The following is a 22844-nucleotide window of genomic DNA, read 5'->3' as shown; positions in this document are numbered from 1 at the left end:
TCGAACGTAATGTCCGAGGGTGTTCGTACCGTGTGAGTATGCGAATCCTGCACACCTCCGACTGGCACATCGGCCGGACGTTCCATGGCAACTCGACCATGGACGCGCTGGCCGAGGTGCTCGGCGCGCTCACGGAGCAGGTTCGCGAGAACGCGGTCGACGTCGTCGTCGTCGCGGGCGACGTCTTCGACTCCGCGACGCCGTCGGGCGCCGCGTACACGCTGCTCGGCGATGCTCTGGTGTCACTGCACGAGACGGGCGCCCGCGTCATCGTCACGAGCGGCAACCACGACTCGGCCGCGCGACTCGGTTTCCAGGCCCGGCTGCTCCGCGAGGGCATCCACGTGCTGACCGATCCGCTCGCGGTCGGCGTGCCGGTCACCATCGCCGACCCCGAGGGGCCCGTCCATTTCTTCGGCATCCCCTATCTCGAACCGGCGATCGTCCGTCAGTACTGGCCCGAGGGCGACAGCTCGGGGCGGCAGTTGCGCACGCAGGCGCAGACCATGGCCCATGCGATGGATCTGGTCCGCGCCGGCATGCGCGAGCACGAGGGGCGCTCGGTGGCGATCGCGCACTGCTTCGCGGCCGGCGTCGACGCGACCGTCGGGCTCGAACGCGAGGTGCGTCAGGGCGGACTCGACGTCGTGCCGCTGAGCGTCTTCGACGGCCCCGATTACGTCGCGCTCGGCCACATCCACGGGCGACAGCAGATCAGCGAGCGCGTCCGGTACGCGGGTGCTCCGCTGCACTACAGCTTCGGCGAGCAGGACAAGCCGCGCGGATCCTGGCTGGTCGAGCTCGACGCCGAGGGCCTCGCCACGGTCGAGTGGCTCGAGCTGCCGGTTCCGCGTCGGCTCGTCACGCTCACGGGCTCGCTCGAGGAGATCCTCGCAGCCGACACCGTCGCCGCACACGCCGACGACTGGGTCTGCGCCGTCTACACGGATGCGGTGCCGCAGTCCGAGCCGATGCGGCGTCTGCGAGAGAGCTATCCCCACTGCGCGATGGTTCAGCACCAGCCCGCAGCTGTCGCAGAGGTGGAGGAGAAGTCGTACGTGCAGCGGCTGCGCTCCGCCGTCACCGATGCCGACCGCATCGAGGCGTTCCTCGAGCATGTGCGGGCAGGTCACGGGCCCACCGAGGTCGAGCACGAGCTGATCCGTGCGGTGCTCGATGAGCGCGTGCGCGCGGAGGCACTCGTCTAGATGCGTCTCCATCGCCTGGAGGTCGAGGGCTTCGGTCCCTTCCGTTCGCGGCAGGTCGTCGATTTCGACGCGTTCGCCGACGACGGCATCTTCCTCATCGCCGGCCGCACGGGGGCAGGTAAATCGAGCATCCTCGACGCCGTGTGCTTCGGACTCTACGGCGGAGTGCCGCGTTATGACGGCGGTGAGAAGCGCTTGCGCAGCGATCACTGCGAGCCCGACGATCCGTCGGAGGTGGTGGTCGAGTTCAGCACTCCGGCGGGCCGTTTCCGTGTGACCCGTTCACCGGAGTACCTGCGTCCCGCCAAACGTGGCGGCGGCATGACCAAGCAGGCCTCGGCCGTCGCCCTCGACGAGTGGACCGATGCCGGCTGGGTGGGTCGCGCCGCTCGCGCCGTCGATGTCGCAGGCGAGCTCGATGAGATCCTCCAGCTCAGCCGCGAGCAGTTCCTCCAGGTGATCCTGCTCGCGCAGAACCGATTCTCCGAGTTCCTGCTCGCGGGCAGCAGAGACCGCCAGGCACTGCTGCGGCGGCTGTTCGGCACACAGCGGTTCGAAGACGTGCAGGCACGGTTCGACGAGCGGCGCCGGGAGGCGGAACAGACACTCGGCGCTCGGCTCGCGACGGTGAATGCGCGTATCGACGAGGCCGAGCAGCTCGTGATCACCAGCGGGCTCTCCGACGACGTGACAGCGCCGACCGAGGACGCGGCGGTGTCCGGCCCCCCGCCGATAGAAGGGCGTCTCGAGGCACTCCGACGAGCGAGGGCGCGTGCCGACTATCGGGCGGAGCGCCGCGCCTCGGAGCGGGTGGAGGCGGAGAAGCGTGCGGCCGATGCCGATGCGGCGCTCGCCACCGCTCGCGAAGAGAAGCATGCCCAGCGGGAACGTGATCGCGCGCGGACAGCGCTCGAGCGGCTGGATGCCGATGCGCCGTCGATCGACGAGGCCCGCGCCGAGCTCTCAGCCGCGCGTGCCGCCGAGGCGGTGCGGTCGACGATCACTGCCGCAGCCCGAGCGCAGGCGGCGGTCACCGTGGCGGCCGAAGACGAGCAGCGGTCACGGGCGGTGTGGGACGCGTTCGAGGTCACCGTCGATGGCGACCTCGACGGCTGGGTTGCTGCGCGCACCAGGGAAAGCGGTTCCTGGGAGCGCGCGCGGGAGCTCGAGGGCCAGGCGCCGGCGCTCGAGGCCGAGCTGCAGTCCGCCGACGAGGCCGTTGCGGCGGCGACCGCGCGCCTCGAAGCCGGGGAAGCGGAACGCGGCGCCCTCCCCGCCGCGATCGCCGCGCTGACAGCGGAACGCGACGAGAAACGTCGTCTGGCCGACCGCGTGGGCGATGCCCGAGCGGCCCAGGAAGAGGCAGGCGCTCGACGCACAGCGGCTCGCGAGGCGGAGCGGCTGCAGAAGACGCAGGCCTCGACCGAGCTCGAACTCGCCGACGCCACTGCTGTGCACGCCGCCGCGCAGACGAACCTCGCACAGCTGCGGCAGCGCCGCATCGACGGGATGTCCGGCGAACTCGCGTCGAGCCTGCGCCCCGAGCATCCGTGTCCGGTTTGTGGCTCACTCGAGCATCCGGCTCCGGCCACGCACGCCGATCCCGTCTCGACAGACGACATCGCTGAAGCGGAGAAGGCCCGCGACGTCGCGGCGCAGCGGGAGCGTGAACTCTCCTCGGCGTCTTCGAGCCTGCGGGCTGAACTCGCTGCTGTCTCCGCCCGCGCGGACGGGCGGAGCGTCGACCAGGCCGAGACGGAGTACGAAGCAGCCGCCGCAGCCCACGCGCTCAGCCTGGCCGCAGCCGATGAGCTGACGGTGCTCGACGTGCAACGGAGCGACCTCGTCGACCGGGTCGATCAGCTCGAGGCCGAGAAGACCGAGGGCATGGCGGCGCTCGCTCGGGCGCGGGAGCAGCACGCTCTGCTGCAGCAGCGGAGCACGGAGGCCCACACACTGATCGCCGAGGCCCGCGGCTCCTTCGACACGGTCGCCGAGCGTCTCGACGACATGGCCGCCAGGATCTCCGCCGCCCGCGCGGTCGCCCAGGCGATGGCAGAACGTCTGCGCAGGACGCAGGCGCTGGCCGAGGCGGAGGCTGAGCGGGATGGGGCGATCGCCGACTCGCCGTTCGACGATGTGACCGCCGCTGAACACGCCCTCCGCTCCGTGGCGACGCAGGAGGCACTGGACGCGCGCATCGCCGAGCATGCCGTGCAGCGGGAGAAGGAACGGGCGATCCTGTTCGACCTGGAGTTGCGGACGCTCCCCGAAGAGCCGATCGATCTCGCGCCCGTCGAAGAGGCCTCGGCGGCTGCCCGAGCGACCTGGACCGAGGCGGTCGACGCGGCGGCTCGGGCGACGGGCACGGCCGAACGGCTCGGGGGACTGATCGATTCCGCCACCGCCGAGCATGCCCGCACCGCCGCCGATGCGGCCGAATTCGAGGTGCTGCAGAACCTCGCCGACACGATCGCCGGGCGAGGTGCGAACACCCGAAAGATGACCCTGGAGACGTTCGTCCTCGCGGCCGAGCTGGAAGAGATCGTCGACGCGGCGAACCGGCGCCTGCACGACATGTCGACGGGCCGCTACCAGCTGCAGCACTCCGACGCGCTCGCGGCTCGAGGGGCAGCATCCGGACTCGGGATCGTGGTCTCCGATGCCTTCACCGGGCAGACGCGGCCGCCGCAGTCGTTGTCGGGCGGCGAGACCTTCCTCACCTCACTCGCACTCGCACTCGGTCTCGCCGAGGTGGTCACGGCCCGGGCCGGCGGCATCCGCCTCGACACGCTGTTCATCGACGAGGGATTCGGCTCGCTCGACGGTGACACGCTCGATGTGGCCATGCGCACGCTCGACGAGCTGCGACAGGGCGGCAGGACGGTCGGAGTCATCAGCCATGTCGAGGCCATGCAGGAGCAGATCCCGGCGCAGCTCACGGTGCGGGCGCTGCCGAACGGTCCGAGCATCATCGAGGCCCGCTGATGGGGTGGCCCCGGGCGAAGATGTCGGGGGTCGTTGTTATCTTCGCAACATGATCATTTCCATGAGCGAGGCCGTGGCGATCTCGGTCATGCTGAGCGCGGGGGCCTACTTCTCGGCCGCTCTCGCCACGCGTCTGTGGATGTCGGTGGTCTCTGGGGTCGTCGTCACCTTTCTCGTCGCGGGATTCGTCGTAGGCGCCTTTGCCCACGTCGGCGGCCCCGTCGGTGCGGTGAACCTGATTCCCGCAGTGACACTGGGCATCGGGGTCCCAGTCGCTCTCGCGGGCGGACTCGGCCTCGCTGCCCAGCGGTACCGGGGAGAATTGAACACATTCGCATACGCGGTCGGCGGTTCTTCGTGGCTCGGGTTCGGGAGATGGATCTTGAGAGCGCGGAATCTGCTCATCTCCCTCGCTGCCGTCTTCGTACTCTGGCACTTCGGGATCCGCGAAGGCGCGAGTCCGGTCTGGATGGCCGCGTTGTGGGTCATCGTCGCCGGTGTCACCTTGGCGTTCTCGGACGGACTCGGCGTCCGCGCGAACGTGCTGATCGCAAACGCGCTGCCTCGTACTAACACGCGTCGGCGCGTGATGCAGTTCGCCATGGGTCTCGGCGCCTTTCTGTTTCTCGTGCTGGCGGTGCGGCTCCCGGTGATCGCCGACGAGACCCAGGCGTACGGGCAACTCGTGTGCTTCTCCTTCGCCGGCGCGCTCATCGCAGTCGCCCACGTGCGGCTATATGGCTACGCAGTGGCCGAGGCGTCGGACACCGCGATTGCCTCCGTGATCGACCAGACGCGGCGTATCGCGGTGGAGATCGCGTGGGGGCTCGCCGTCATCGGAGCCTCATTCGCGCCGACAGTCCTCGGCTGGTCGTGGCCGGCGACCTTTCTGGTCGCGGTCGTGATCTCTCTCAGTGTGGCCGTCTTCCGGATTCACCGGCCGAGAGCCGGCAGTCACACCCGCGAAAGGACCGCCTCATGAACCCCGAGATGTCGCTCGTGGAAGCCTCCGTTCCCGTGCTCCCCGAGAATTACCGTCCGTCACCGATCAGGCGCGTCGTGATGTGGGTGTGGGCTCTTACTTCCAGCATCGCGCTGCTGTTCATGATCGTGGCCGCCGTCGTGGGCTGGAATGCGCTGGAGACTGTCAGCGCATCGCTCCTGCCTTTCGCGGGCGAAGCGGGATGCTCTGCGTATTGGACGTTCATCCTCCACGCGAAGGAAGCGGGTCTCGACGCACGCGGTGTCGCGACGATGTACTCCGAGCTGAATGCCGAGGGCGGCACTCCGGTTGCGAGCGTGTGCGGGACGGTGGGCGAGGTGTACGCCAGGCTCCCGTGACCCTGGCCCCTCGTCAGACGCCGTACTCGGCGCGGATGAAATCGCGAAGCTGCACGCTGCAGCGGGCGACCGCCTCGCGCCAGTCGGTCAGAGCGCCGTCTTCAGCCTGATCGGACACGGCACGGAACACGCGGATGGGCACGCCGAACTGTCCTGCGACCCAGATGTACGCGTAGGTCTCCATGTCGACCAGCGCCGCTCCGGAAGGACGGATCACGGCGGTGACCTCGGCATCCTCGACGAAGTGGTCGCCCGTCGCGATCAGCACGCCGTCGCGTCCGGTGGCGACCCGTGCCGGCAGCGAGACGTGCTGGCCGGCGACGCCGTCGAGGTCGGTGACGTCGTGCTGGAACGCGGTGCCGACCTCGTGGACGGTCGCTTCGAGGTCGGGATCGATCGCGCCGGCCGTGCCGACGACCACGATCTCGTCGTAGACGTCGGCGTCGAGCGCACGCGTCAGGGCGTACGTCGCCTGCAGCTTGCCCGGGCCGGTCACGAGACGGTCGAAGCCCTCGAGTTCCTCGGGGAAGGCGGACAGTTCGGATGCGAGCGCGGCGACGAGGAGTTTCACTGCCCCATTCTCTCAGGTCGTGACTGGCAGGAGCATCCGAACGCCGCGACGTCACCCCGACGTAACACGGAAGCGGGATACTGATTCGAGGAAACGAGCGGAGGATCACATGTCGTTGCAGCAGCAGATCTCTGAGGACCTCGGTGTCAGGTCGCAGATCGACCCTGAAGCCGAGACCGAGCGTCGCATCGGTTTCCTCGCCGACTACCTGCGCACGACCGGAGCGAGGGGCTATGTGCTCGGCATCTCGGGCGGGCAGGACTCGACGCTCGCCGGGCGCCTCGCCCAGCTCGCCGTCGAGCGGGTGCGCGCCGAGGGCGGCGAGGCGAAGTTCCTCGCCGTGCGTCTGCCCTACCGCGTGCAGCACGATGCCGATGACGCCCAGGCCGCCCTGGAGTTCATCGCGCCCGACTCCTCCGTCGAGGTCAACATCCAGAACGGCGTCGACGGCGTCGAGGAAGACATCGAGTTCGCGGTCACGAGCGACATCAGCGACTTCAACCGCGGCAACATCAAGGCCCGCCTCCGCATGGTCACGCAGTACGCGCTCGCAGGTCACGACGGGCTCCTCGTGATCGGCACCGACCACGCCGCCGAAGCGGTCACCGGCTTCTACACGAAGTTCGGCGACGGCGCGGCCGACATCCTCCCGCTGTCCGGTCTCACCAAGCGCCAGGGACGCTCGCTCCTGCAGTTCCTGGATGCTCCGGATCGTCTCGCGTTCAAGGTGCCCACCGCCGACCTGCTCGACGGCCAGCCCGGTCGTGCCGACGAGGACGAACTCGGTCTCACCTACGAGCAGATCGACGACTTCCTGGAGGGGCGCCCGGTCGACCCCGAGGTCGCCGGCCGCATCGAGGCGCGATACCTCGCCACGCAGCACAAGCGGCACCTCCCGGTGACCCCGGACGACACCTGGTGGCGCTGACCGCGCTCTCACTCGAGGCTCCCGCTTCGCGGGTGTCGGATGCCGCGGATAGTGTCGAAGCATCCGACAGAACGGGAGCATCGTGCGGATCGACACTCAGGCGCAGCGCGTCATCTGGAGCGCGAGCGACCTCAAGGCGGCCGCCGAGTGCGAGTTCGCGTGGTGTCGGGCGATCGACGCGAAGCTGGGGCGGGTCCCTGCTGTCGAAGAGCCCGAAGACGCGACTCTGAAGCGTGCCGCCGAGCTCGGCGACGTGCACGAGCAGAACGTGCTCGCCCGGTACATCGACGATCTGGGCGATGCGAGTGTCCACCGCATCGAGAAGGTCTCGTCGGTCGATGCCGAGGCGCTGGCGGAGGCGATCGACGAGACGGTCGCGGCGCTGCGCTCCGATGCGCTCGTGGTGTTCCAAGCGGCTTTCTCCACCGACGAGTTCGTCGGATTCGCCGACTTCCTCCGCAAGGACGACGACGGCCGGTGGCGCGTGCAGGACTCCAAGCTCGCGCGCAAGGCGCGAGTCACTGCCCTCATGCAGCTCGCGGCATACGTCGACCAGCTCGACCGCCTCGGCATCCCCCGGTCCGACGAGGTCGACCTGATCCTCGGCGACGGCACGCTCAGCACCCATCAGGTGGATGATCTCCTTCCGCTCTTCCAGGTGCGGCGCGCTCGGCTGCGGGCGCTCATCGCCGACCGGCGCATCGCCGATGGGGCGGCGGGTGCGCCGCTCGCCTGGGGAGACGATCGCGGCGACCTGCAGATCGTGGCCTGCGGGCGGTGCGCGACCTGCGAGGAGCAGGTGCTCGCCCACCGCGATCTCCTGATGGTCGCGCGGATGCGCCCGGTGCAGCGTGCGCGACTGCGGGCATCCGGCATCGAGACGATCGATGCGCTGGCAGAGGCATCGGTGCCGCCGCCGGGCATGAACATCGACACGTTCGAGACGCTTCGCGCCCAGGCGCGACTGCAGCTGCACGCCGATGCCGAGGGGCGGCCCACCTACGACGTGCACTACGCGCCGGCGATCCATACCCTCCCGCTGCCCAGCCATGGCGACATCTTCTTCGACTTCGAGGGCGACCCGCTCTACACGGAGCCTGCCGCCGACGGCGAGGGGCATTGGGGGATCGACTACCTCTTCGGGTGGGTCGACAACGCCGACCAGTACTCGGCGCTGTGGGCGCACACCTTCGCCGACGAGAAGCGGGCGCTCGAGACGTTCCTCGACTTCGTGAATGCGCGCAGGACCGCGCACCCCGGCATGCACATCTATCACTACGCGCCCTATGAGACCTCGCACCTGGTGGCGATGGCGGCGCGGCACGGCGTGCGCGAGGGGGAGGTCGATCGGCTGCTGCGCGAGGGCGTGTTCGTCGACCTGTACCCGCTCGTGCTGCGGACGGTGCGCGTCGGTTCGCGCTCGTACTCGATCAAGAAGCTCGAGCCGCTGTACATGGGCGACGACGTGCGAACCAGCGACGTGCAGAAGGGCGACGACTCGATCGTGCAGTACGTCGCGGCTCGTGAGCTCGCCGCTGCGGGGGAGCAGGCCGGGGCCGACGCGGTCCTGGCGGACCTCGCCGACTACAACCGCTACGACTGCGTGTCGACCAGGCGTCTGCGCAACTGGCTGATCGACATCGCTCGCAAAGAGGGCGTCACCCCGGCTCCGCCCGACGCAGCCGACGAGGTCATCTACGAGCCGTCCCCGCGCTCGGTCGCACTGCTCGCAGATGCCGAGCGCGCGGTCGAGGCGGGTGACGACGGGCTCGTCCATCGACTCGCGGCCGCCGCGATCGACTATTTCCCGCGCGAGGCGAAGAGCTTCTGGGTGTCGCATTTCCAGCGGCTGCGCGAACCGGTGACCATGTGGGACGGCACGCGCGATGTGGTGCGGGTCGACCGTCCGTCCTCGACCGTCCGTCGCGACTGGAGCATCGGTGAGGGGCGTCGGGTGATGTCCCGCGACGTCGAGATCCGCGGCGAGGTTTCGCCCGGCACGACGCTCGGCGCCGGGTCGCAGCCGTTCGCACTCTACGGAGTTCCGGCGCCGTTCGACACCGAGGTCCCGTCGCGTGCGGTGCATGTGCCGCACACGGTCACGGTGGCGGAGGTGCTCGACGACGGCTACCTCATCACCGAGTCGGCGGTCCAGGGACAGACGTGGGACGAGTTGCCGCTCGCCCTCACCCCGGCCGCACCACCGCGTGTCGTCTCCCTCCAGGGAGCGATCGACGAGTGGGCCGATGCGGTGCACGCCGCAGCTCCGGGGTTCCCGGACGACGCCGCGACCGACATCCTGCGCCGGATTCCTCCGCGCACCCTGTCGGGGAAACCTCTCCCCGCTGCCGGCGACGACACCGTCGGCGCGATCGTGTCGGCGGTGCTCGGCCTCGACCGCAGCTATCTCGCGGTGCAGGGCCCTCCGGGAACGGGCAAGACCTACACCGGGTCCCGGGTGATCGCGCGGCTCGTGAACGAGCACGGCTTCAAGGTCGGCGTCGTGGCGCAGTCGCACGCGATCATCGAGACGCTGCTCGAGCGGGTCGTGGCCGATGGTGTTGCACCGGCTCAGGTCGCCAAGGCTCCGAAGGATCCGGATGCGGCACACTCGTATACGACCATCCCGAAGCCCGGGATGGCGGCCTTCCTCGCCGAGCACGCCTCCGAGGGTGCCGTCGTGGGCGGGACCGCCTGGGACTTCAGCAACACCCAGCGGGTCGACCGCGACGGGCTCGACCTGCTCGTGATCGACGAGGCGGGGCAGTTCTCGCTTGCCTCGACCATCGCGGTCGCCGCCGGGGCGAAGCGGCTCCTGCTCCTCGGCGATCCGCAGCAGCTTCCGCAGGTGAGTCAGGGCGCCCACCCCGAACCGGTCGACGCCTCCGCGCTCGGCTGGGTGATGGATGGCGACCCGGTCGTGCGGCCGGAGTACGGCTACTTCCTCGCGCGCTCCTGGCGGATGCATCCCTTCGTCGCGGCACCGGTATCCACGCTGGCCTACGCGGGACAGTTGGCGTCAGCCCCCGGTACCGAGCTGCGGGCGGTCCAGGGGATCGAACCTGGTCTGCACGTCATCCCACTGCGGCACCGCGGCAACTCCACGCAGTCGCCCGAGGAGGCAGCCGAGGTCGTCCGGCTGGTCCGTGACCTGGTCGGTCGCTCCTTCACCGACAACGACGAGTCCCGGTCCACCCGGCCGCTCGTGCCCGCCGACATCATCGTGGTCACGCCTTACAACGCACAGCGTCAGCTCGTGCTCGATGCACTCGCGACGGCGGGCTATCACGACGTCCCGGTCGGCACGGTCGACAACTTCCAGGGCAAGGAGGCGGTCGTCTCGATCACCTCGCTCGCGGCCTCCAGCGGGCGGGACGCTCCGCGCGGCCCGGAGTTCCTTCTGCTGCAGAACCGACTGAACGTGGCGATCTCCCGCGCGCAGGTTGTCGCCTACCTGATCCACTCGCCCGCACTGCTCGACGATCTGCCGTACACCCCGGAGGGAGTCGCTCGCCTCAGCGCGTTCGCCCGTCTGGTCGGCGCGGCGGACTGAGTGCCCCCGCTTCGACGGGCTCTGTGAGACGACCGCATCGCGGGGTGCAGTCGGCTGGGTCAGACCGTGCCGTAGAGCCGATCGCCGGCGTCGCCGAGCCCGGGCACGATGTACCCCTTCTCGTCGAGACGCTCATCGAGCGCACCCAGCACGAGGGTCACATCGCGGTCACCGGCCATGGCCTCGATCGCGGCGACGCCCTCCGGTGTGCCCAGCAGGCAGATCGCGGTGACGTCCTTCGCGCCGCGGTCGAACAGGAACTGGATCGCCGCGGCGAGCGAGCCGCCGGTGGCCAGCATCGGGTCGATCGCGAAGCACTGGCGGTCGCTGAGGTCGTCGGGGAGGCGCTCGGCGTAGGTCGTCGGCTCGAACGTCGTCTCGTCGCGGACCATGCCGAGGAACCCGACCTCGGCGGTCGGGAGCAGCTTGACGAGGCCCTCGAGCATGCCGAGGCCGGCGCGCAGGATCGGCACCACGATCGGTCGCGGCTCGGAGATCTTGACGCCCATCGTCGTCGTCACCGGCGTGGTGATCTCGACCGGGCTCACCTTCACGTTGCGGGTCGCCTCGTACGCGAGCAGCGTGACGAGCTCCTCCGTCAGCTGCCGGAACACCGGCGAAGGGGTGCGCACGTCGCGCAGCACCGAGAGCTTGTGAGTGATGAGAGGGTGGTCGGCCACGTGAACGCGCATGGATACAGGGTAATGCGCCGCGCCTCCGGGAACGACATCGAGGGCACCGGCGGCGGCCGGCGGCTGTCGTAGGCTCGACGCATGACCGCTGCCGACGACCTCGCGATGGGGCGTGCGCTCGAGCTCGCTGCCGAGGCCGCGGCAGCGTCGGAGATCCCCGTCGGCGCCGTGCTCCTGGACCCCGCCGGGATGATCATCGCCGAGGGGCGCAACACCCGCGAGGCGACGAACGATCCGACCGGGCATGCCGAGATCGAGGCGCTGCGGCATGCGGCGGCATCCGTCGGGTCCTGGAATCTCGAGGGGCACACGCTGGTCGTGACCCTCGAGCCGTGCATCATGTGCGCCGGTGCGATCCTGCAGGCACGCGTCGGTCGGGTGGTCTTCGGTGCCTGGGATGACAAGGCGGGTGCGGCCGGTTCCATGTACGACGTGCTGCGTGATCGGCGGCTGCCCTATCGGGCAGAGGTGATCGGCGGAATCGAGGCGGAGGCGGCGACGGCACTGCTGCGGACGTTCTTCGAGCAGCGGCGCTGAGCCGCCGCCGCAGCTCGCGCGCGTCGGGCTCGTCAGCCCTCGGATTCGACGGTCCACCAGGTGACGTCGACGACGCACAGCCCGTCGTCGGTCTCCTGGTAGAAGACGTAGCCGGGGAATTCCACGCCACCGGCCACGCGCTCCGTAGGCAGGGAGAGGCCGATGTTCCAGCGTGGCTCCAGGGGAACCTGATCCGGCCAGTAGTCCGCCACGAAGCGTTCGGGCTCCTCCGCGGACAGCCCTTCCCAGTCCGCCGGTTCGCGAAGCTCCGGGTCGTGACCCTCGCACATGTACGAGTCGGCTTCGCCTTCCGTCGCTGCGTCGATCAGGCCCTCGGTCGTCTCGATCACCCCAGCTCCGTCATCGCCCCAGAGCATCGTGTTCAGGGAGCAACCGGAGAGCAGGACGGCCAGACCGGCCGCGCCCAGGAGACCGACGAGTTTTCTCGCCTGCATCATGTCGGACTCCGCGATCAGTCCGACGACTTCAGCACGAAGACGTCGGTCGATGGCTCGGGGTCGATCGCCGGGCGGTACACATCCGGCTCGATGTACACGATGCGCGCGACCGGCACGGCGTCGCGGATACGGGCCTCGATCGCGTTGATGTCATCGGCGGCCTCGCGCAGCGGCTTGTCGGCGTTGAGGGCGATCTTCGCGGCGACCATCAGCTCGTCCGGTCCGAGGTAGAGGGTCTTCATGTGGATGATCTTCTCGATCTCGTCGCCCGCGTTGATGGCATCGACGATCCGGTCGTGGTCGGCCTGGGTCGCGCCCTCACCGACCAGCAGGCTCTTGGTCTCGATGCCCAGCACGATGGCGATCAGCACCAGCAGCACACCGATCATCACGGTGCCGAGTGCGTCGAACACGGGGTTTCCGGTGAGCAGTGTGAGCCCGACGCCGAGCAGGGCGAAGGTGAGACCGGTCAGAGCGCCCACATCTTCGAGCAGCACGACCGGCAGCTCGGGGGCCTTCGAACGGCGCACGAACGACACCCACGACTGCCCCTTCTCCCGCACGAGGTTGCTCTCGCGCACGGCCGTGCGCAGGGAGAACGACTCCAGCCCGATCGCGACGACGAGCACGACCAGGGGCAGCCACCACCAGGTCTTGTCCAGCTCGTGCGGGTTCGTGAGCTTGTCGATGCCCTCGTAGATCGCGAACAGGCCACCGACCGAGAACAGGATGATCGAGACGACGAACGCGTACACGTAGCGTTCCCGGCCGTAGCCGAACGGGTGTGCGCGGTCGGCCTCCTGCTTGGCCTTGCGTCCGCCGAGCATCAGGAGCAGCTGGTTGCCCGAGTCGGCGACGGAGTGGATGGCCTCGGCGAGCATCGAGGCGGAGCCGGAGAGGGCCCAGGCGATGAACTTCGCGATGGCGATACCCAGGTTCGCCAGGAACGCCGCGACGATGGCCTTGTTGCCTCCGGATGCACTCATGGGACGAGTCTAGAACCGCCCGCCCGAGGTTGCGGGAGTGCCCGCCGTAGGATGACGACATGGCTCACTCGCTTCCTTCTCTCGCTTTTCTCGGTGCCGGTTCGATGGGCGGTGCGATCCTCCGGGGTGTGGTCGCCTCCGGCATCCGGATCGACGGCGGGATCACCGCGACGAACCGTACTGCGGAGAAGGCCGAGGCGTTCGCCGGCCTCGACGGGGTCACGAGTATCGCGCTCGCCGAACGGCCGGACGGCAACGCCGAGGCCGCCGCAAGCGCGCGGATCGTGCTGGTCGGCGTCAAGCCCGCGATGGTGCCCGACCTGCTGCGCGAGATCGCTCCGCACCTGACGGACGACGCGATCGTGGTGAGTGTCGCCGCCGGCGTCACGCTCCAGACCTTCGCGGACGTGCTCGGCGCCGACGCCCGCGTCATCCGCTCGATGCCGAACACGCCGTCGACCGTGCGCAAGGGCGTCACGGGTCTCGCTGCCGGTTCCGCCGCCACAGCCGAGGATCTCGCCCTCGTCCGACGGCTGTTCGAGACCGTCGGCGCGGTCGTCGAGGTTCCGGAGTCGCAGATCGACGCGCTGTCCACGATCTCGGGCTCCGGACCCGCCTACGTGTACCTGCTGATCGAGGAGTTCACGAAGGCCGCTGTCGGCATGGGCTTCGCCGAGCCCGACGCCCGGCTGATGGTGCAGCAGACCTTCATCGGCGCGACCGCGCTGCTCGACGCGTCGGGGGAGGACCCCGCCGAGCTGCGTCGTCGTGTCACGAGCCCCAAGGGAACCACCGAGCGTGCGGTCGCCGTTCTGCAGGACGCGCAGCTCGACCGCACCTTCGCGGATGCCGCGGACGCAGCCCTCGCGCGGGCGAAGGAACTCGCCGCCGGGGCCTGAGCCATGCAGCTGCGGATCGAGGGAGTCATCTGGTACTGGCGCGGGCCGGCGCCGTTCCACTTCGTCACCGTGCCGCCTGCCGAGAGCGAGCTGATCCACGAGGTCGCCTCGATCGTCACGTACGGGTGGGGGATGATCCCCGCATCCGTCACCATCGGTTCCACCACCGTGACCACGGCCCTCTGGCCGAAGGACGGCGGCTACATCGTTCCGATCAAGAAGGTTCTCCAGGACCGCGAGGGTCTGGGCGTCGATGACGTGGTCGAACTCGTCCTCGACATCGACGCCTGACCGCCCGACCTCCGCTCAGCTCTCGCTGGAGACCTCGGCGAGAACTTCCGGCCAGCGCCGGTTCAGGATGCTGCCGCCCAGCACCGCCCCGCCCCACAGGGCCGCGGCGCCGAGCACGACGCCGCAGCCGAGGCTCACCCAGCCGAGCGCAGGATTCCAGATGCCGGCGATGGCGAAACCGAGCGCCGGCGCCCCGAGCACGAGAGTGATCGGCCCGATGATGATCATCGCCAGCAGCGACTGCACGCCACCGGACGAGCCGCGGCCGAGGGGGTTCGCCTCGGGTGCGGGCGCGCGGCCAGGAAGGAAGCTGCCCACCCAGGCCCCGGCGCCTGCCGAGATCGCCGTCAGGCCGAAGGCCGACCCGATGCTTGCGGGGAGCAGGTCCCATCGGCCGGCGATCAGGCAGGTGGCCGCGCACAGCAGCAGCGTCACGGGAATCGCGATCAGCCCGAATCCGAGCAGTCGCCCTGCCCGATCCGCGGCGCCGCTGACGCCGTTCAGGATGTGGGCCGCGACCGCGTCGTTGTCGTAGGCGATCGCCATCTGCACGATCGTGCCGGTGAGGAGCGCGTTGATCGTCGGGATGAGGATGATGGCCGGACCGAACCCGATGGACTCGTCCTGCAGCCCGTTCATCAGGGAGAGCCCGATGAAGATCGCGGGCAGCAGCAGGAGCATCACGACGTTCACGATCTGCCGGGGGTCGCGCCGGAAGTATCGCAGCGTGCGGGCGGCGATCGCCCCGACCGGGCTGGCCGGCAGTATCCGGTCGAGCAGCCCGGCCGAGCGCACGCGTCCGCCGCCGGCGTCCTGGATGGGGGCGACCAGGCGCGCAGCGAGCAGGCCCTGTGCCGCGAACCACAGGGCTGAGACTGTGGCGAGAGCGATGAGCAGCCGGAGCGCCGCCGTGAGGAAGTCGCCCTGAGCCACGGATCCGGAGACGCCGAAGACGGCGCCCATCGGAGTCCAGGCGGCGATGTCGGCGATGGTCGTGAAGGCTCCGCCGACATCGTTCACCCGGACCAGCGCGCCGATCCCCACGTTGAGCAAGACACCGGACGAGGAGAGGAGCACCACGCCGACGATCACCACCAGGTCGCGCGCGCTGCGGCGGGCCAGCCAGCCGGCCAGCACACCGCTCACGACGCGGGCGCCCAGCACGCAGGTGGCCACGGCGACGGGGATCATGATCAGGGCGGTCAGCAGCGCAGGCAGGCTCACCGACCAGCCGAGGAGCATGAGCAGGAGTGCGACGGTGGTGCCGATGCCGCCCACCGTCGTCGCCCCCGCGACGACGAAGCCCGGCAGCAGGGAGCTTGCGGTCAGGGGGAGCAGCGCGAACCGTTCCGGCGCGAGCGAGTCATCGGCACTGACCAGGATCGACCCGACCCACCAGCCGAGGACGATGACGGTGCCCGCCAGCACGATCGCGGTGACGGCGGCGTCAGGGGCGGCGAACCGCAGCGCCACGAGTCCCGCCGTCAGTGCGGCGAGGAATCCGAGGGCGATCAGTCCGGTGATGATCAGGGTGACGACCATCCAGGGATTGCGCGACAACTGGTGGCGCAGCTGGCGCCAGCGCAGGCTTACGAGGAGCGCAACCATGCGAGCGTCTCCGTCCCGAGGTCATGCGCCCCCACCAGGGCGAGGAACCGCTGCTGCAGCGACAGTCCGGCGCGCACCTCGTCGAGAGTGCCGTTCGCGAGCAGGCGTCCCTCGGCGACGATCGCGACCCGATCGCACATCGACTCGACGAGCTCCATCACGTGGCTGGACAGCACCACGGTGCCGCCGCCGTCGACGAACGCCCGGAGGATCTGCCGGATCGTCTCGCCGGACACCGGGTCGACGGCTTCCAGCGGCTCGTCGAGGATCAGCAGACGAGGTGCATGGATCAGCGCGCACGCCAGGCCGATCTTCTTGCGCATGCCCGCCGAGTAGTCGACCACGAGCCGGTCCCGAGCATCGGTGAGGCCCAGCGCGGCGAGGAGTTCGTCACTACGCGAGACCACCTCGGCTTCGGCCATGCCGCGCAGCAACCCGGTGTAGCGCAGCAGCTCGGCACCGGTGAGGCGGTCGAGCATGCGGATGCCGTCGGGGAGCACGCCCATCCGGGCCTTCGCGTCGGCGGGGTTCTGCCATACGTCCGCGCCCAGCACCCACGCGGCGCCGGCATCCGGCCGCAGCAGACCCGTGGTCATGGCGAGTGTCGTGGTCTTGCCCGCGCCGTTGGGGCCGAGGAGCCCGAGCATGGATCCGGCCGGCACATCGAGGGAGAGGTCATCGACCGCGATCTTCTGCCCGAATTGCTTGCGGAGCCCGCGGAGGGCGAGGACGGGAGGGGCCGCTGCGTTGTCGGTCATGCATCCCATCCCACCACGGCCGTGCACGACGATGCATCCGCCGTGAGGGGGAGTCGAGGGATCGGATGTGTCCGAGGTCAGCGGTCGAGGCCGGCGAAGCGTTCGATGTCGCTGTTGGTGCCGGACACGATGATGAGGTCGTGGTTCGTGACGATGGTGTTCGCCTCGGCGTAGCGGAACGGCTTGCCGGGACTCTTCACACCGACGACCGTGACCTTGTACTTCGAGCGCACGCCCGACTCGTTCAGGCCGACGCCGCGGATGAACTTCGGCGGGTACATCTTGGCGAGGACGAAGTCGTCGTCGAAGCGGATGAAATCGAGCATCCGCCCGCTCACGAGGTGCGCCACGCGCTCGCCGGCCTCGCGCTCGGGGTAGATGACGTGGTTCGCACCGACACGGGCGAGGATCTTGCCGTGGGACTGCGAGACCGCCTTGGCCCAGATCTGCGGGACCTTCAGGTCGACGAGGTTCGCGGTGATCAGCACGGACGCCTCGATCGAGGACCCGACCGCGACGACGGCGACCTGGAAGTCCTGGGCGCCGACCTGGCGGAGGGCGTCGATGTTCTTCGCGTCGGCCTGCACCGTGTGGGTGACGCGGTCGGACCACTTCTGCACGAGTTCGAGGTTGTCGTCGATCGCGAGAACCTCGCGGTCGAGGCGGTCGAGCTCGCCGGCGCAGGCAGCGCCGAACCGACCGAGACCGATGACGAGGACGGGAGCGTCGCCCCGGAGGACTTCAACCAACGATCGGCCTTTCCACGGGCAGTGAGTAGTACTGCGTTCGCGATGTCGCGGCGACCGCCGCGGCGAGTGTCACTGTACCAACGCGCCCCATGAAGATGGTCGCGGCCATGACGTACGAGGCCGAATCAGGGAGCTCTGCCGTGAGCCCCGTGGACAGGCCGACGGTGCCGAACGCCGAGATGACGTCGAACAGCACGTGACTGATGTCATCCTTCGTGATCTGGGAGATCGTGATGGTCGAGAGCGCGACGATGGTCGCGCCCCACGCGACGACGCTGAGTGCCACGCGCTGCACGTCGCTGGGGATGCGGCGGCCGAAGGCCTCGACCGACTGGCGGCCCTTGGCCTCGGACCAGACGGCGATCGCGAGCACGGCCAGAGTGGTGACCTTGATGCCGCCGGCGGTCGAGGCGGAGCCGCCGCCGACGAACATCAGCATGCTGGCGGCCAGCAGGGATGAGCCGTTCAGATCGTCCATCTCGATCACGTTGAACCCGCCGGATCTGGTCATGGCGGAGAGGAAGAAGGCTTGGAAGGTGGTGTCGGCCGCATCCATCGACCCGAACGTCTTCGGGTTGTTGAACTCGAGGACGACGAAGACGGCGGCGCCCAGGATGAACAGAAGCACCGTGGTGACGAGCGTCAGCTTGGTGTGCAGCGACCACCGCTTCACGTGCCAGACGTGCTTCGCGAGGGTGTAGATGACGGGGAAGCCGATGCTGCCGAGGAACACGCCCACCATGAGGAGGAACAGCACCAGGTAGTCGTCCGCGAACACGGCGACGCCGCCGTCGTTCGGAGCGAAACCGGTGTTCGTGAACGCCATGGCCGCGAAGTAGGGCGCCTCCCAGAGCGCGGCGATGGGGTCGACCTTCGCCATCACCAGCGCCGGGTACAGCAGGGCTGCCAGCGATGCCTCGATGATGAGGGCCGACACGGCGACCGTGGTCAGCAGCTGGCCGACCTCTCCGAGTCGCACGGTCTGGCTCTCGTTCACCACGCCGCCGTGCGCGCGGAGGGGATTGGTGTCGCCCGCTGCCAGCAGCTTGGCCCGCAGCCCGAGCCGCTTGGAGATCAGCATCCCCATGAGAGACGCGAGCGTGAGGACGCCGAGGGCGCCGATGTTCACCCCGAGGAAGATCAGGACGTGGCCGAAGGGTGACCAGTGGTTGGCCATGTCGACGGTGGCGAGGCCGGTGACGCAGATCGTCGACACGGCGGTGAAGAGCGCATCGCTCAGCGGTGTGACCGTGCCGCTCGCGGAGGCGATCGGCAGCGACAGCAGCACCGTGAACACGAGGATCAGGAGCGCGAACACGACGATTGCGAAGCGGGAGGGCGAGGACGTGACGAGGTGCTTCACCCGTCCGGCGGCGCCTTTGAGGGCCTGTCGTGGGGACGACGCCGAAACGATGCCCGACATCGCTGCCCCCTCGTGATTCTCTCTTGCCCGCGCGCTGCGGACACGCGGCGCCTGTCGCCGAGCCTTCGTCATGGTACTCCGTGCCGGAGCCGACTACCCTGATCACATGACGGACATCTTCGACGTGATCGCAGACGGTACGAGGCGCGACATCCTCCAGCTCCTGCTGCGACGCACGGAAGAAGGAGAGACAGGCACCAGCGTCAGCCAGATCGTCGCCGACCTCGGCATCAGCCAGCCCACCGTGTCGAAGCACCTGAAGGTGCTGCGCGATGCCGAGCTGGTCTCGGTGCGCGAAGACGGACAGCGTCGTTTCTACAGTCTCGCCGTCGAGCCGCTCGAGGTCGTCGACGACTGGCTGGTCCCCTTCCTCGTCGATGCGTACGGCGACGAGGCCCCCGACATCGACTACCCCGTGAACGACAGCGCCGCGCACGCCGCGGAGGTCGTCGGTCGCGCCGCGGCCTCCGCGAAGCATGCCGTCGCCAACGCACTCAAGCGCCTCGGCGCCTGAGACGTCCAGGCATCCTCAGCGACGTCCCGCCTTGCGGCGGAAGAGCCACGCGCCCCACGTCACCGCGATCAGCAGGATGACCAGGCACCAGCCGATCGCCCACCAGGCTTCGCCCTGCAGGGGCGTATCCATCAGGAGGGCGCGGATCGTCTCGACGATGGGCGTGATCGGCTGGTTGCCCGCGATCGGCTGCAGCCACTCCGGCATGCTCGCGACGGGCACGAACGCGCTGGAGAGATAGGGCAGGAACAGCAGGACGAAACCGTAGCCGTTCGCGCCCTCCGGGCTTCCTGCGGCGAGACCGATCGCCGCGAACAGGTAGGTGATGGCGAGGATGTACAGGGTGATGAGGCCCGCCAGCGCGATCCATTCCCCGAGGTTCGCGGTGGGTCGGAACCCGACCAGCACGCCGACGCCGATCACGATCGCGGTGGCGACCAGGTTCCGCAGCACACTGGCGACGACGTGCCCGGTGAGCACGGCGCCTGCACGCAGGGGCATGGTGCGGATCCGATCGATGATGCCGGTGCGCATGTCGTTCGCGACATACACGGCGGTGGACGATGCTCCGAAGCCGGCGCACGTCAGGATGATGCCTGGCACGACGTAGTCGACGTATGCGCCCGAAGGGCCGATGGCGCCGCCGAAGACCCACGTGAACATCAGCATGAGCATCACCGGCAGCATGATCGCCATCAGCAGCGATTCGCCGTCGCGCACGGAATGGCGCAGGCTCCGTCCGACGAAGACGGCCTCGGCGGCGAACCCGCGCAGCCTCGGACGCGGAGAGGGCGCGGAGGGGGTGGATGCCGTCGGTCGAGGCGTGGCCAGGGTGGCGTTCATGCGTTCTCCTTCACGGGGCGAGAAGTCGAGGTGGGCGAGGTGACGGCGAGGAAGACGTCGTCGAGGGTGGGGCGTCGCAGCGTGATGACACCGTCGGCGCCCTCCTCGTCGAGCAGGTCGAGCGCTCGCCGCAGGTCGGCGACCGTGCCGTCGGTGGGGATCTGTCGGCTGAGTGCGCCGTCGCTGTCATGGAGCTCGACCGTGTCTCCGCCGATGCGCGCCTTCAGCTCCGCCGGTGTGCCGAGCGCGGCGATGCGGCCGTCGTGCAGCACGGCGATCCGGTCGGCGAGCTGATCGGCCTCCTCCAGGTACTGCGTCGTGAGGAACACCGTGGTGCCTGACGCCGCGAGCGTCCGGATGATGTCCCACAGGTCGCGGCGGCTCCGGGTGTCGAGGCCGGTCGTCGGTTCGTCGAGGAAGAGCACCTCGGGGGTCACGACGAAGCTCAGGGCGAGGTCGAGTCGACGGCGCATCCCCCCGGAGAACGTGCGCACGGTGCGGGCGGCGGCGTCGGTCAGATCGAACTGGGTGATCAGTTCGCTCGCACGACGCGCGGCGGCTGCGCGGCCGAGCCCGGCGAGCCGGGCGAACATGACCACGTTCTCCGTCGCCGTCAGGGCGTCGTCGACGGCGGCCGCTTGACCGGTGAGGCTGATGCGGCGTTGCACTTCGACCGCGTGGGTGTGCACATCCCACCCGGCGACGGCCACCGCACCGGCGTCGGCACGGGTGAGTGTGGTGAGGATGTTGATCGTGGTCGTCTTTCCCGCCCCGTTTGGTCCGAGCAGGGCGAAGACCTCTCCGCGTCCGACGGTGAAGTCCAGGCCGTCGACGACGGTCTTCTGGGCGAAGGCCTTGTGCAGGCCGCGCACCTCGATGGCTGTGTCCATCAGGTGATCCTTTCTGTGCATGAAGGAAACTGTGTATGAGCAACGCAACTGTGTATGACCGTAACACACTGTTTATGAAATAAACAGAAGTAGGATGAGCGCATGACTGAGACCGAGCCGCCGGAGCTGCCACGGGGGATCGCGCTCGCCTGGGGTGTCGCCGCGAACCCGCAGCGCGGACCCAAGCGGGAGATGAGCGTCGAGAAGATCGTCGACGCCGCCGTCGAGCTGGCCGATGCCGAGGGGATCGGCGCCGTGTCGATGGCGGCGGTGGCGGCGAAGCTCGGCTTCACGCCCATGTCCCTCTATCGCTACGTGACCGCCAAGGACGATCTGCTGCTGCTCATGCAGGAGGAGGCGACAGGGCTTCCGCCGGCGAGCCACCTCGAGGTCGACGGATGGCGCGCACGATTGCTGGCGCTGTACGAGGCGCAGATCATGCTCTACCTGCGCCACCCCTGGATGCTCTCGCTGCCGATCACCGGATCGCCGATCACTCCGAACAGCTCCGCCTGGCTCGATGCAGGCCTCGCCGCGCTCGAAGAGACCCCGCTGACCGCCGAGGAGCGGCTGGCCGTCGCGCTCGCCATGACGGGGCATGCTCGCTGGTGCGGAATCGTTCAGGCCGGCTACACGGAGCAGGCTCGTGGTAGCGGGCTGACTCCGGACGAGGTCTCCGCTCGCGAGGCGGCACTCTTCGATCGGGTGATCACCGCCGAGGAGTTCCCGGCTTTGCGTCGCGCGATCCAGGACGACGTGTTCCTCTCCGTCTCCGACCCGTTCCGCTTCGGGGTCGAGCGGACCCTCGACGGTGTGGCTGCCTATATCGCCGGACTCGACCGCGGGGAGGAGCATTCCACTGCGACCGACTGGGTCGACCTCGAGCCCGCAGAGTTCGCGGGGGACCGCCGCCTGAAGGAGGCGCAAAGGGCGGTGCGTGACGCGGAGAAGGCTCTGCGTGCGGCCCACAAGATCGAGCGGCAGGCGCTTCGCGAGGCGCGCGAACGACTGGCCAAGGCGAAGAAGCCGGCCTGACCCGCGTCCCGGGTTCAGTGCGTACCGTCGTCGCGGGTCAGTGACCGCGCATTCGTCCCGTTGATCACACGGGCCACATGGGTTTACATGCGTCCCAGCTACCCCATAGAGTGTGCACATCGAGAAAGGGGTACGTGGGATGCCCGAGGTTCCAGATGTCCGATTCCTCACGGTGGCCGAGGTCGCCGAGCTGATGCGCGTGTCCAAGATGACCGTGTACCGGCTGGTTCACGCCGGGGAGCTGCCGGCCGTTCGCTTCGGCCGCAGCTATCGCGTGCCCGAGTCCGCCGTGGCCGATGCGCTGCAGCGGCCCATCGCCGACGTCGGTTGAGGCGCGCGCGGCGGAGCCCGTCGGGTTTGCTAGACTGACCCGAGGCATTTTCCGTGCCCGTACCCGGGTGTCCGATTTCGGCGACACCCAGCCACTGACTTAGTGAGGTTTCCGTGGGTTCTGTCATCAAGAAGCGCCGCAAGCGCATGGCGAAGAAGAAGCACCGCAAGCTGCTTCGTAAGACTCGCCACCAGCGTCGCAACAAGAAGTAAGCGACCAGACACGAGCGCCTGTCTTCGGA

At 69.0% G+C, this 22844-nt stretch carries 23 protein-coding genes; 13 read left to right on the top strand and 10 right to left on the bottom strand.

Annotated features, from left to right (window positions below; genetic code table 11):
* The first annotated feature begins 38 nt into the window (after positions 1 to 38).
* From ACIOTO_RS03145 to ACIOTO_RS03130, 4 genes are read left to right on the top strand one after another with little or no spacing between them, the layout of a single operon-like run.
* Positions 39 to 1208 (top strand): exonuclease SbcCD subunit D, encoded by a 1170-nt coding sequence (locus ACIOTO_RS03145; protein WP_400856430.1) that lies wholly within the window; start codon positions 39 to 41, stop codon positions 1206 to 1208.
* Positions 1209 to 4196 carry an AAA family ATPase gene (locus tag ACIOTO_RS03140; protein ID WP_400856428.1) on the top strand — a complete coding sequence of 996 codons (2988 nt, stop codon included), beginning with the start codon at positions 1209 to 1211 and terminating at the stop codon, positions 4194 to 4196. It begins immediately after the preceding gene.
* A gap of 49 nt (positions 4197 to 4245) precedes the next feature.
* On the top strand, positions 4246 to 5178 hold the full coding sequence (locus ACIOTO_RS03135; RefSeq protein ID WP_400856427.1) for a hypothetical protein: 933 nt from the start codon (positions 4246 to 4248) through the stop codon (positions 5176 to 5178).
* Entirely contained in the window at positions 5175 to 5537 is a 363-nt protein-coding gene (locus ACIOTO_RS03130; protein WP_400856425.1) for a hypothetical protein, read from the top strand. Before ACIOTO_RS03135 ends, ACIOTO_RS03130 begins: the two co-directional genes overlap by 4 nt.
* Before the next feature lie 13 nt (positions 5538 to 5550).
* Here the strand turns inward: ACIOTO_RS03130 and ACIOTO_RS03125 are convergent, their stop codons facing one another.
* Positions 5551 to 6108: a nucleoside phosphorylase gene (locus ACIOTO_RS03125; protein ID WP_400856424.1), complete on the bottom strand. Its 558-nt coding sequence runs from the start codon at positions 6106 to 6108 to the stop codon at positions 5551 to 5553.
* 109 nt (positions 6109 to 6217) lie between these two features.
* On the opposite strand from ACIOTO_RS03125, the gene nadE reads away from it, so the two are divergent.
* Both nadE and ACIOTO_RS03115 read left to right on the top strand, forming a co-directional pair.
* Entirely contained in the window at positions 6218 to 7036 is an 819-nt protein-coding gene (gene nadE, locus ACIOTO_RS03120) for an ammonia-dependent NAD(+) synthetase (RefSeq protein WP_400856422.1), read from the top strand.
* An 82-nt stretch (positions 7037 to 7118) separates the two neighbouring features.
* Entirely contained in the window at positions 7119 to 10589 is a 3471-nt protein-coding gene (locus ACIOTO_RS03115) for a TM0106 family RecB-like putative nuclease (RefSeq protein ID WP_400856420.1), read from the top strand.
* Positions 10590 to 10648: 59 nt separating this feature from the next.
* Here ACIOTO_RS03115 and upp read toward each other — a convergent pair whose 3' ends face one another.
* Positions 10649 to 11281 (bottom strand): uracil phosphoribosyltransferase, encoded by a 633-nt coding sequence (gene upp / locus ACIOTO_RS03110; protein WP_372468470.1) that lies wholly within the window; start codon positions 11279 to 11281, stop codon positions 10649 to 10651.
* Between the two features lie 81 nt (positions 11282 to 11362).
* Between upp and ACIOTO_RS03105 the strand changes: the two genes are divergently transcribed.
* Positions 11363 to 11818 carry a nucleoside deaminase gene (locus ACIOTO_RS03105; protein WP_400856418.1) on the top strand — a complete coding sequence of 152 codons (456 nt, stop codon included), beginning with the start codon at positions 11363 to 11365 and terminating at the stop codon, positions 11816 to 11818.
* A gap of 32 nt (positions 11819 to 11850) precedes the next feature.
* On the opposite strand, the gene ACIOTO_RS03100 is transcribed toward ACIOTO_RS03105, so the two are convergent.
* Positions 11851 to 12276, bottom strand: coding sequence for a hypothetical protein (locus ACIOTO_RS03100; RefSeq protein ID WP_400856416.1), 426 nt, complete (start codon positions 12274 to 12276; stop codon positions 11851 to 11853).
* Positions 12277 to 12290: 14 nt separating this feature from the next.
* Complete coding sequence (locus ACIOTO_RS03095; RefSeq protein ID WP_400856415.1) at positions 12291 to 13262, bottom strand: cation diffusion facilitator family transporter; 972 nt, start codon at positions 13260 to 13262, stop codon at positions 12291 to 12293.
* Between the two features lie 59 nt (positions 13263 to 13321).
* On the opposite strand from ACIOTO_RS03095, the gene proC reads away from it, so the two are divergent.
* Complete coding sequence (gene proC, locus ACIOTO_RS03090) at positions 13322 to 14161, top strand: pyrroline-5-carboxylate reductase (RefSeq protein ID WP_400856413.1); 840 nt, start codon at positions 13322 to 13324, stop codon at positions 14159 to 14161.
* A 3-nt stretch (positions 14162 to 14164) separates the two neighbouring features.
* Positions 14165 to 14452, top strand: coding sequence for a DUF1905 domain-containing protein (locus ACIOTO_RS03085; RefSeq protein WP_029263847.1), 288 nt, complete (start codon positions 14165 to 14167; stop codon positions 14450 to 14452).
* Positions 14453 to 14467: 15 nt separating this feature from the next.
* On the opposite strand, the gene ACIOTO_RS03080 is transcribed toward ACIOTO_RS03085, so the two are convergent.
* The 4 genes from ACIOTO_RS03080 to ACIOTO_RS03065 form a co-directional block, all read right to left on the bottom strand.
* Positions 14468 to 16060, bottom strand: coding sequence for a hypothetical protein (locus ACIOTO_RS03080; RefSeq protein ID WP_400856412.1), 1593 nt, complete (start codon positions 16058 to 16060; stop codon positions 14468 to 14470).
* Positions 16042 to 16818 carry an ABC transporter ATP-binding protein gene (locus ACIOTO_RS03075; protein ID WP_029263849.1) on the bottom strand — a complete coding sequence of 259 codons (777 nt, stop codon included), beginning with the start codon at positions 16816 to 16818 and terminating at the stop codon, positions 16042 to 16044. Before ACIOTO_RS03075 ends, ACIOTO_RS03080 begins: the two co-directional genes overlap by 19 nt.
* A gap of 77 nt (positions 16819 to 16895) precedes the next feature.
* Positions 16896 to 17567, bottom strand: a complete 672-nt coding sequence (locus tag ACIOTO_RS03070) for a TrkA family potassium uptake protein (RefSeq protein WP_029263850.1) — start codon at positions 17565 to 17567, stop codon at positions 16896 to 16898.
* Entirely contained in the window at positions 17560 to 18990 is a 1431-nt protein-coding gene (locus ACIOTO_RS03065; protein ID WP_029263851.1) for a TrkH family potassium uptake protein, read from the bottom strand. The genes ACIOTO_RS03070 and ACIOTO_RS03065 overlap by 8 nt, the downstream gene beginning before the upstream one ends.
* Positions 18991 to 19096: 106 nt before the next feature.
* On the opposite strand from ACIOTO_RS03065, the gene ACIOTO_RS03060 reads away from it, so the two are divergent.
* Positions 19097 to 19504 (top strand): helix-turn-helix transcriptional regulator, encoded by a 408-nt coding sequence (locus tag ACIOTO_RS03060; protein WP_029263852.1) that lies wholly within the window; start codon positions 19097 to 19099, stop codon positions 19502 to 19504.
* 15 nt (positions 19505 to 19519) lie between these two features.
* On the opposite strand, the gene ACIOTO_RS03055 is transcribed toward ACIOTO_RS03060, so the two are convergent.
* Both ACIOTO_RS03055 and ACIOTO_RS03050 read right to left on the bottom strand, forming a co-directional pair.
* Entirely contained in the window at positions 19520 to 20347 is an 828-nt protein-coding gene (locus tag ACIOTO_RS03055) for an ABC transporter permease (protein ID WP_400856409.1), read from the bottom strand.
* The gene (locus ACIOTO_RS03050) at positions 20344 to 21237 is read right to left on the bottom strand and encodes an ATP-binding cassette domain-containing protein (RefSeq protein ID WP_400856408.1); all 894 of its coding nucleotides are present in this window, start codon (positions 21235 to 21237) and stop codon (positions 20344 to 20346) included. The genes ACIOTO_RS03055 and ACIOTO_RS03050 overlap by 4 nt, the downstream gene beginning before the upstream one ends.
* Before the next feature lie 102 nt (positions 21238 to 21339).
* Here ACIOTO_RS03050 and ACIOTO_RS03045 point away from each other — a divergent pair, with 102 nt between their 5' ends.
* The 3 genes from ACIOTO_RS03045 (at position 21340) to ACIOTO_RS03035 (ending at position 22815) form a co-directional block, all read left to right on the top strand.
* Positions 21340 to 22272: a TetR/AcrR family transcriptional regulator gene (locus ACIOTO_RS03045; RefSeq protein WP_400856407.1), complete on the top strand. Its 933-nt coding sequence runs from the start codon at positions 21340 to 21342 to the stop codon at positions 22270 to 22272.
* Positions 22273 to 22411: 139 nt separating this feature from the next.
* Positions 22412 to 22603 (top strand): helix-turn-helix domain-containing protein, encoded by a 192-nt coding sequence (locus ACIOTO_RS03040; RefSeq protein WP_017204627.1) that lies wholly within the window; start codon positions 22412 to 22414, stop codon positions 22601 to 22603.
* A gap of 113 nt (positions 22604 to 22716) precedes the next feature.
* Positions 22717 to 22815 carry a 30S ribosomal protein bS22 gene (locus ACIOTO_RS03035; protein WP_003792170.1) on the top strand — a complete coding sequence of 33 codons (99 nt, stop codon included), beginning with the start codon at positions 22717 to 22719 and terminating at the stop codon, positions 22813 to 22815.
* The last annotated feature ends 29 nt before the right edge of the window (positions 22816 to 22844 follow it).

Origin of the sequence: Microbacterium sp. NPDC087592 (assembly GCF_044743585.1) — a bacterium.
Lineage (GTDB): Bacteria > Actinomycetota > Actinomycetes > Actinomycetales > Microbacteriaceae > Microbacterium.
The sequence above is the reverse complement of the archived record's forward strand: the minus strand, read 5'-3'. Positions and strand labels throughout refer to the sequence as shown.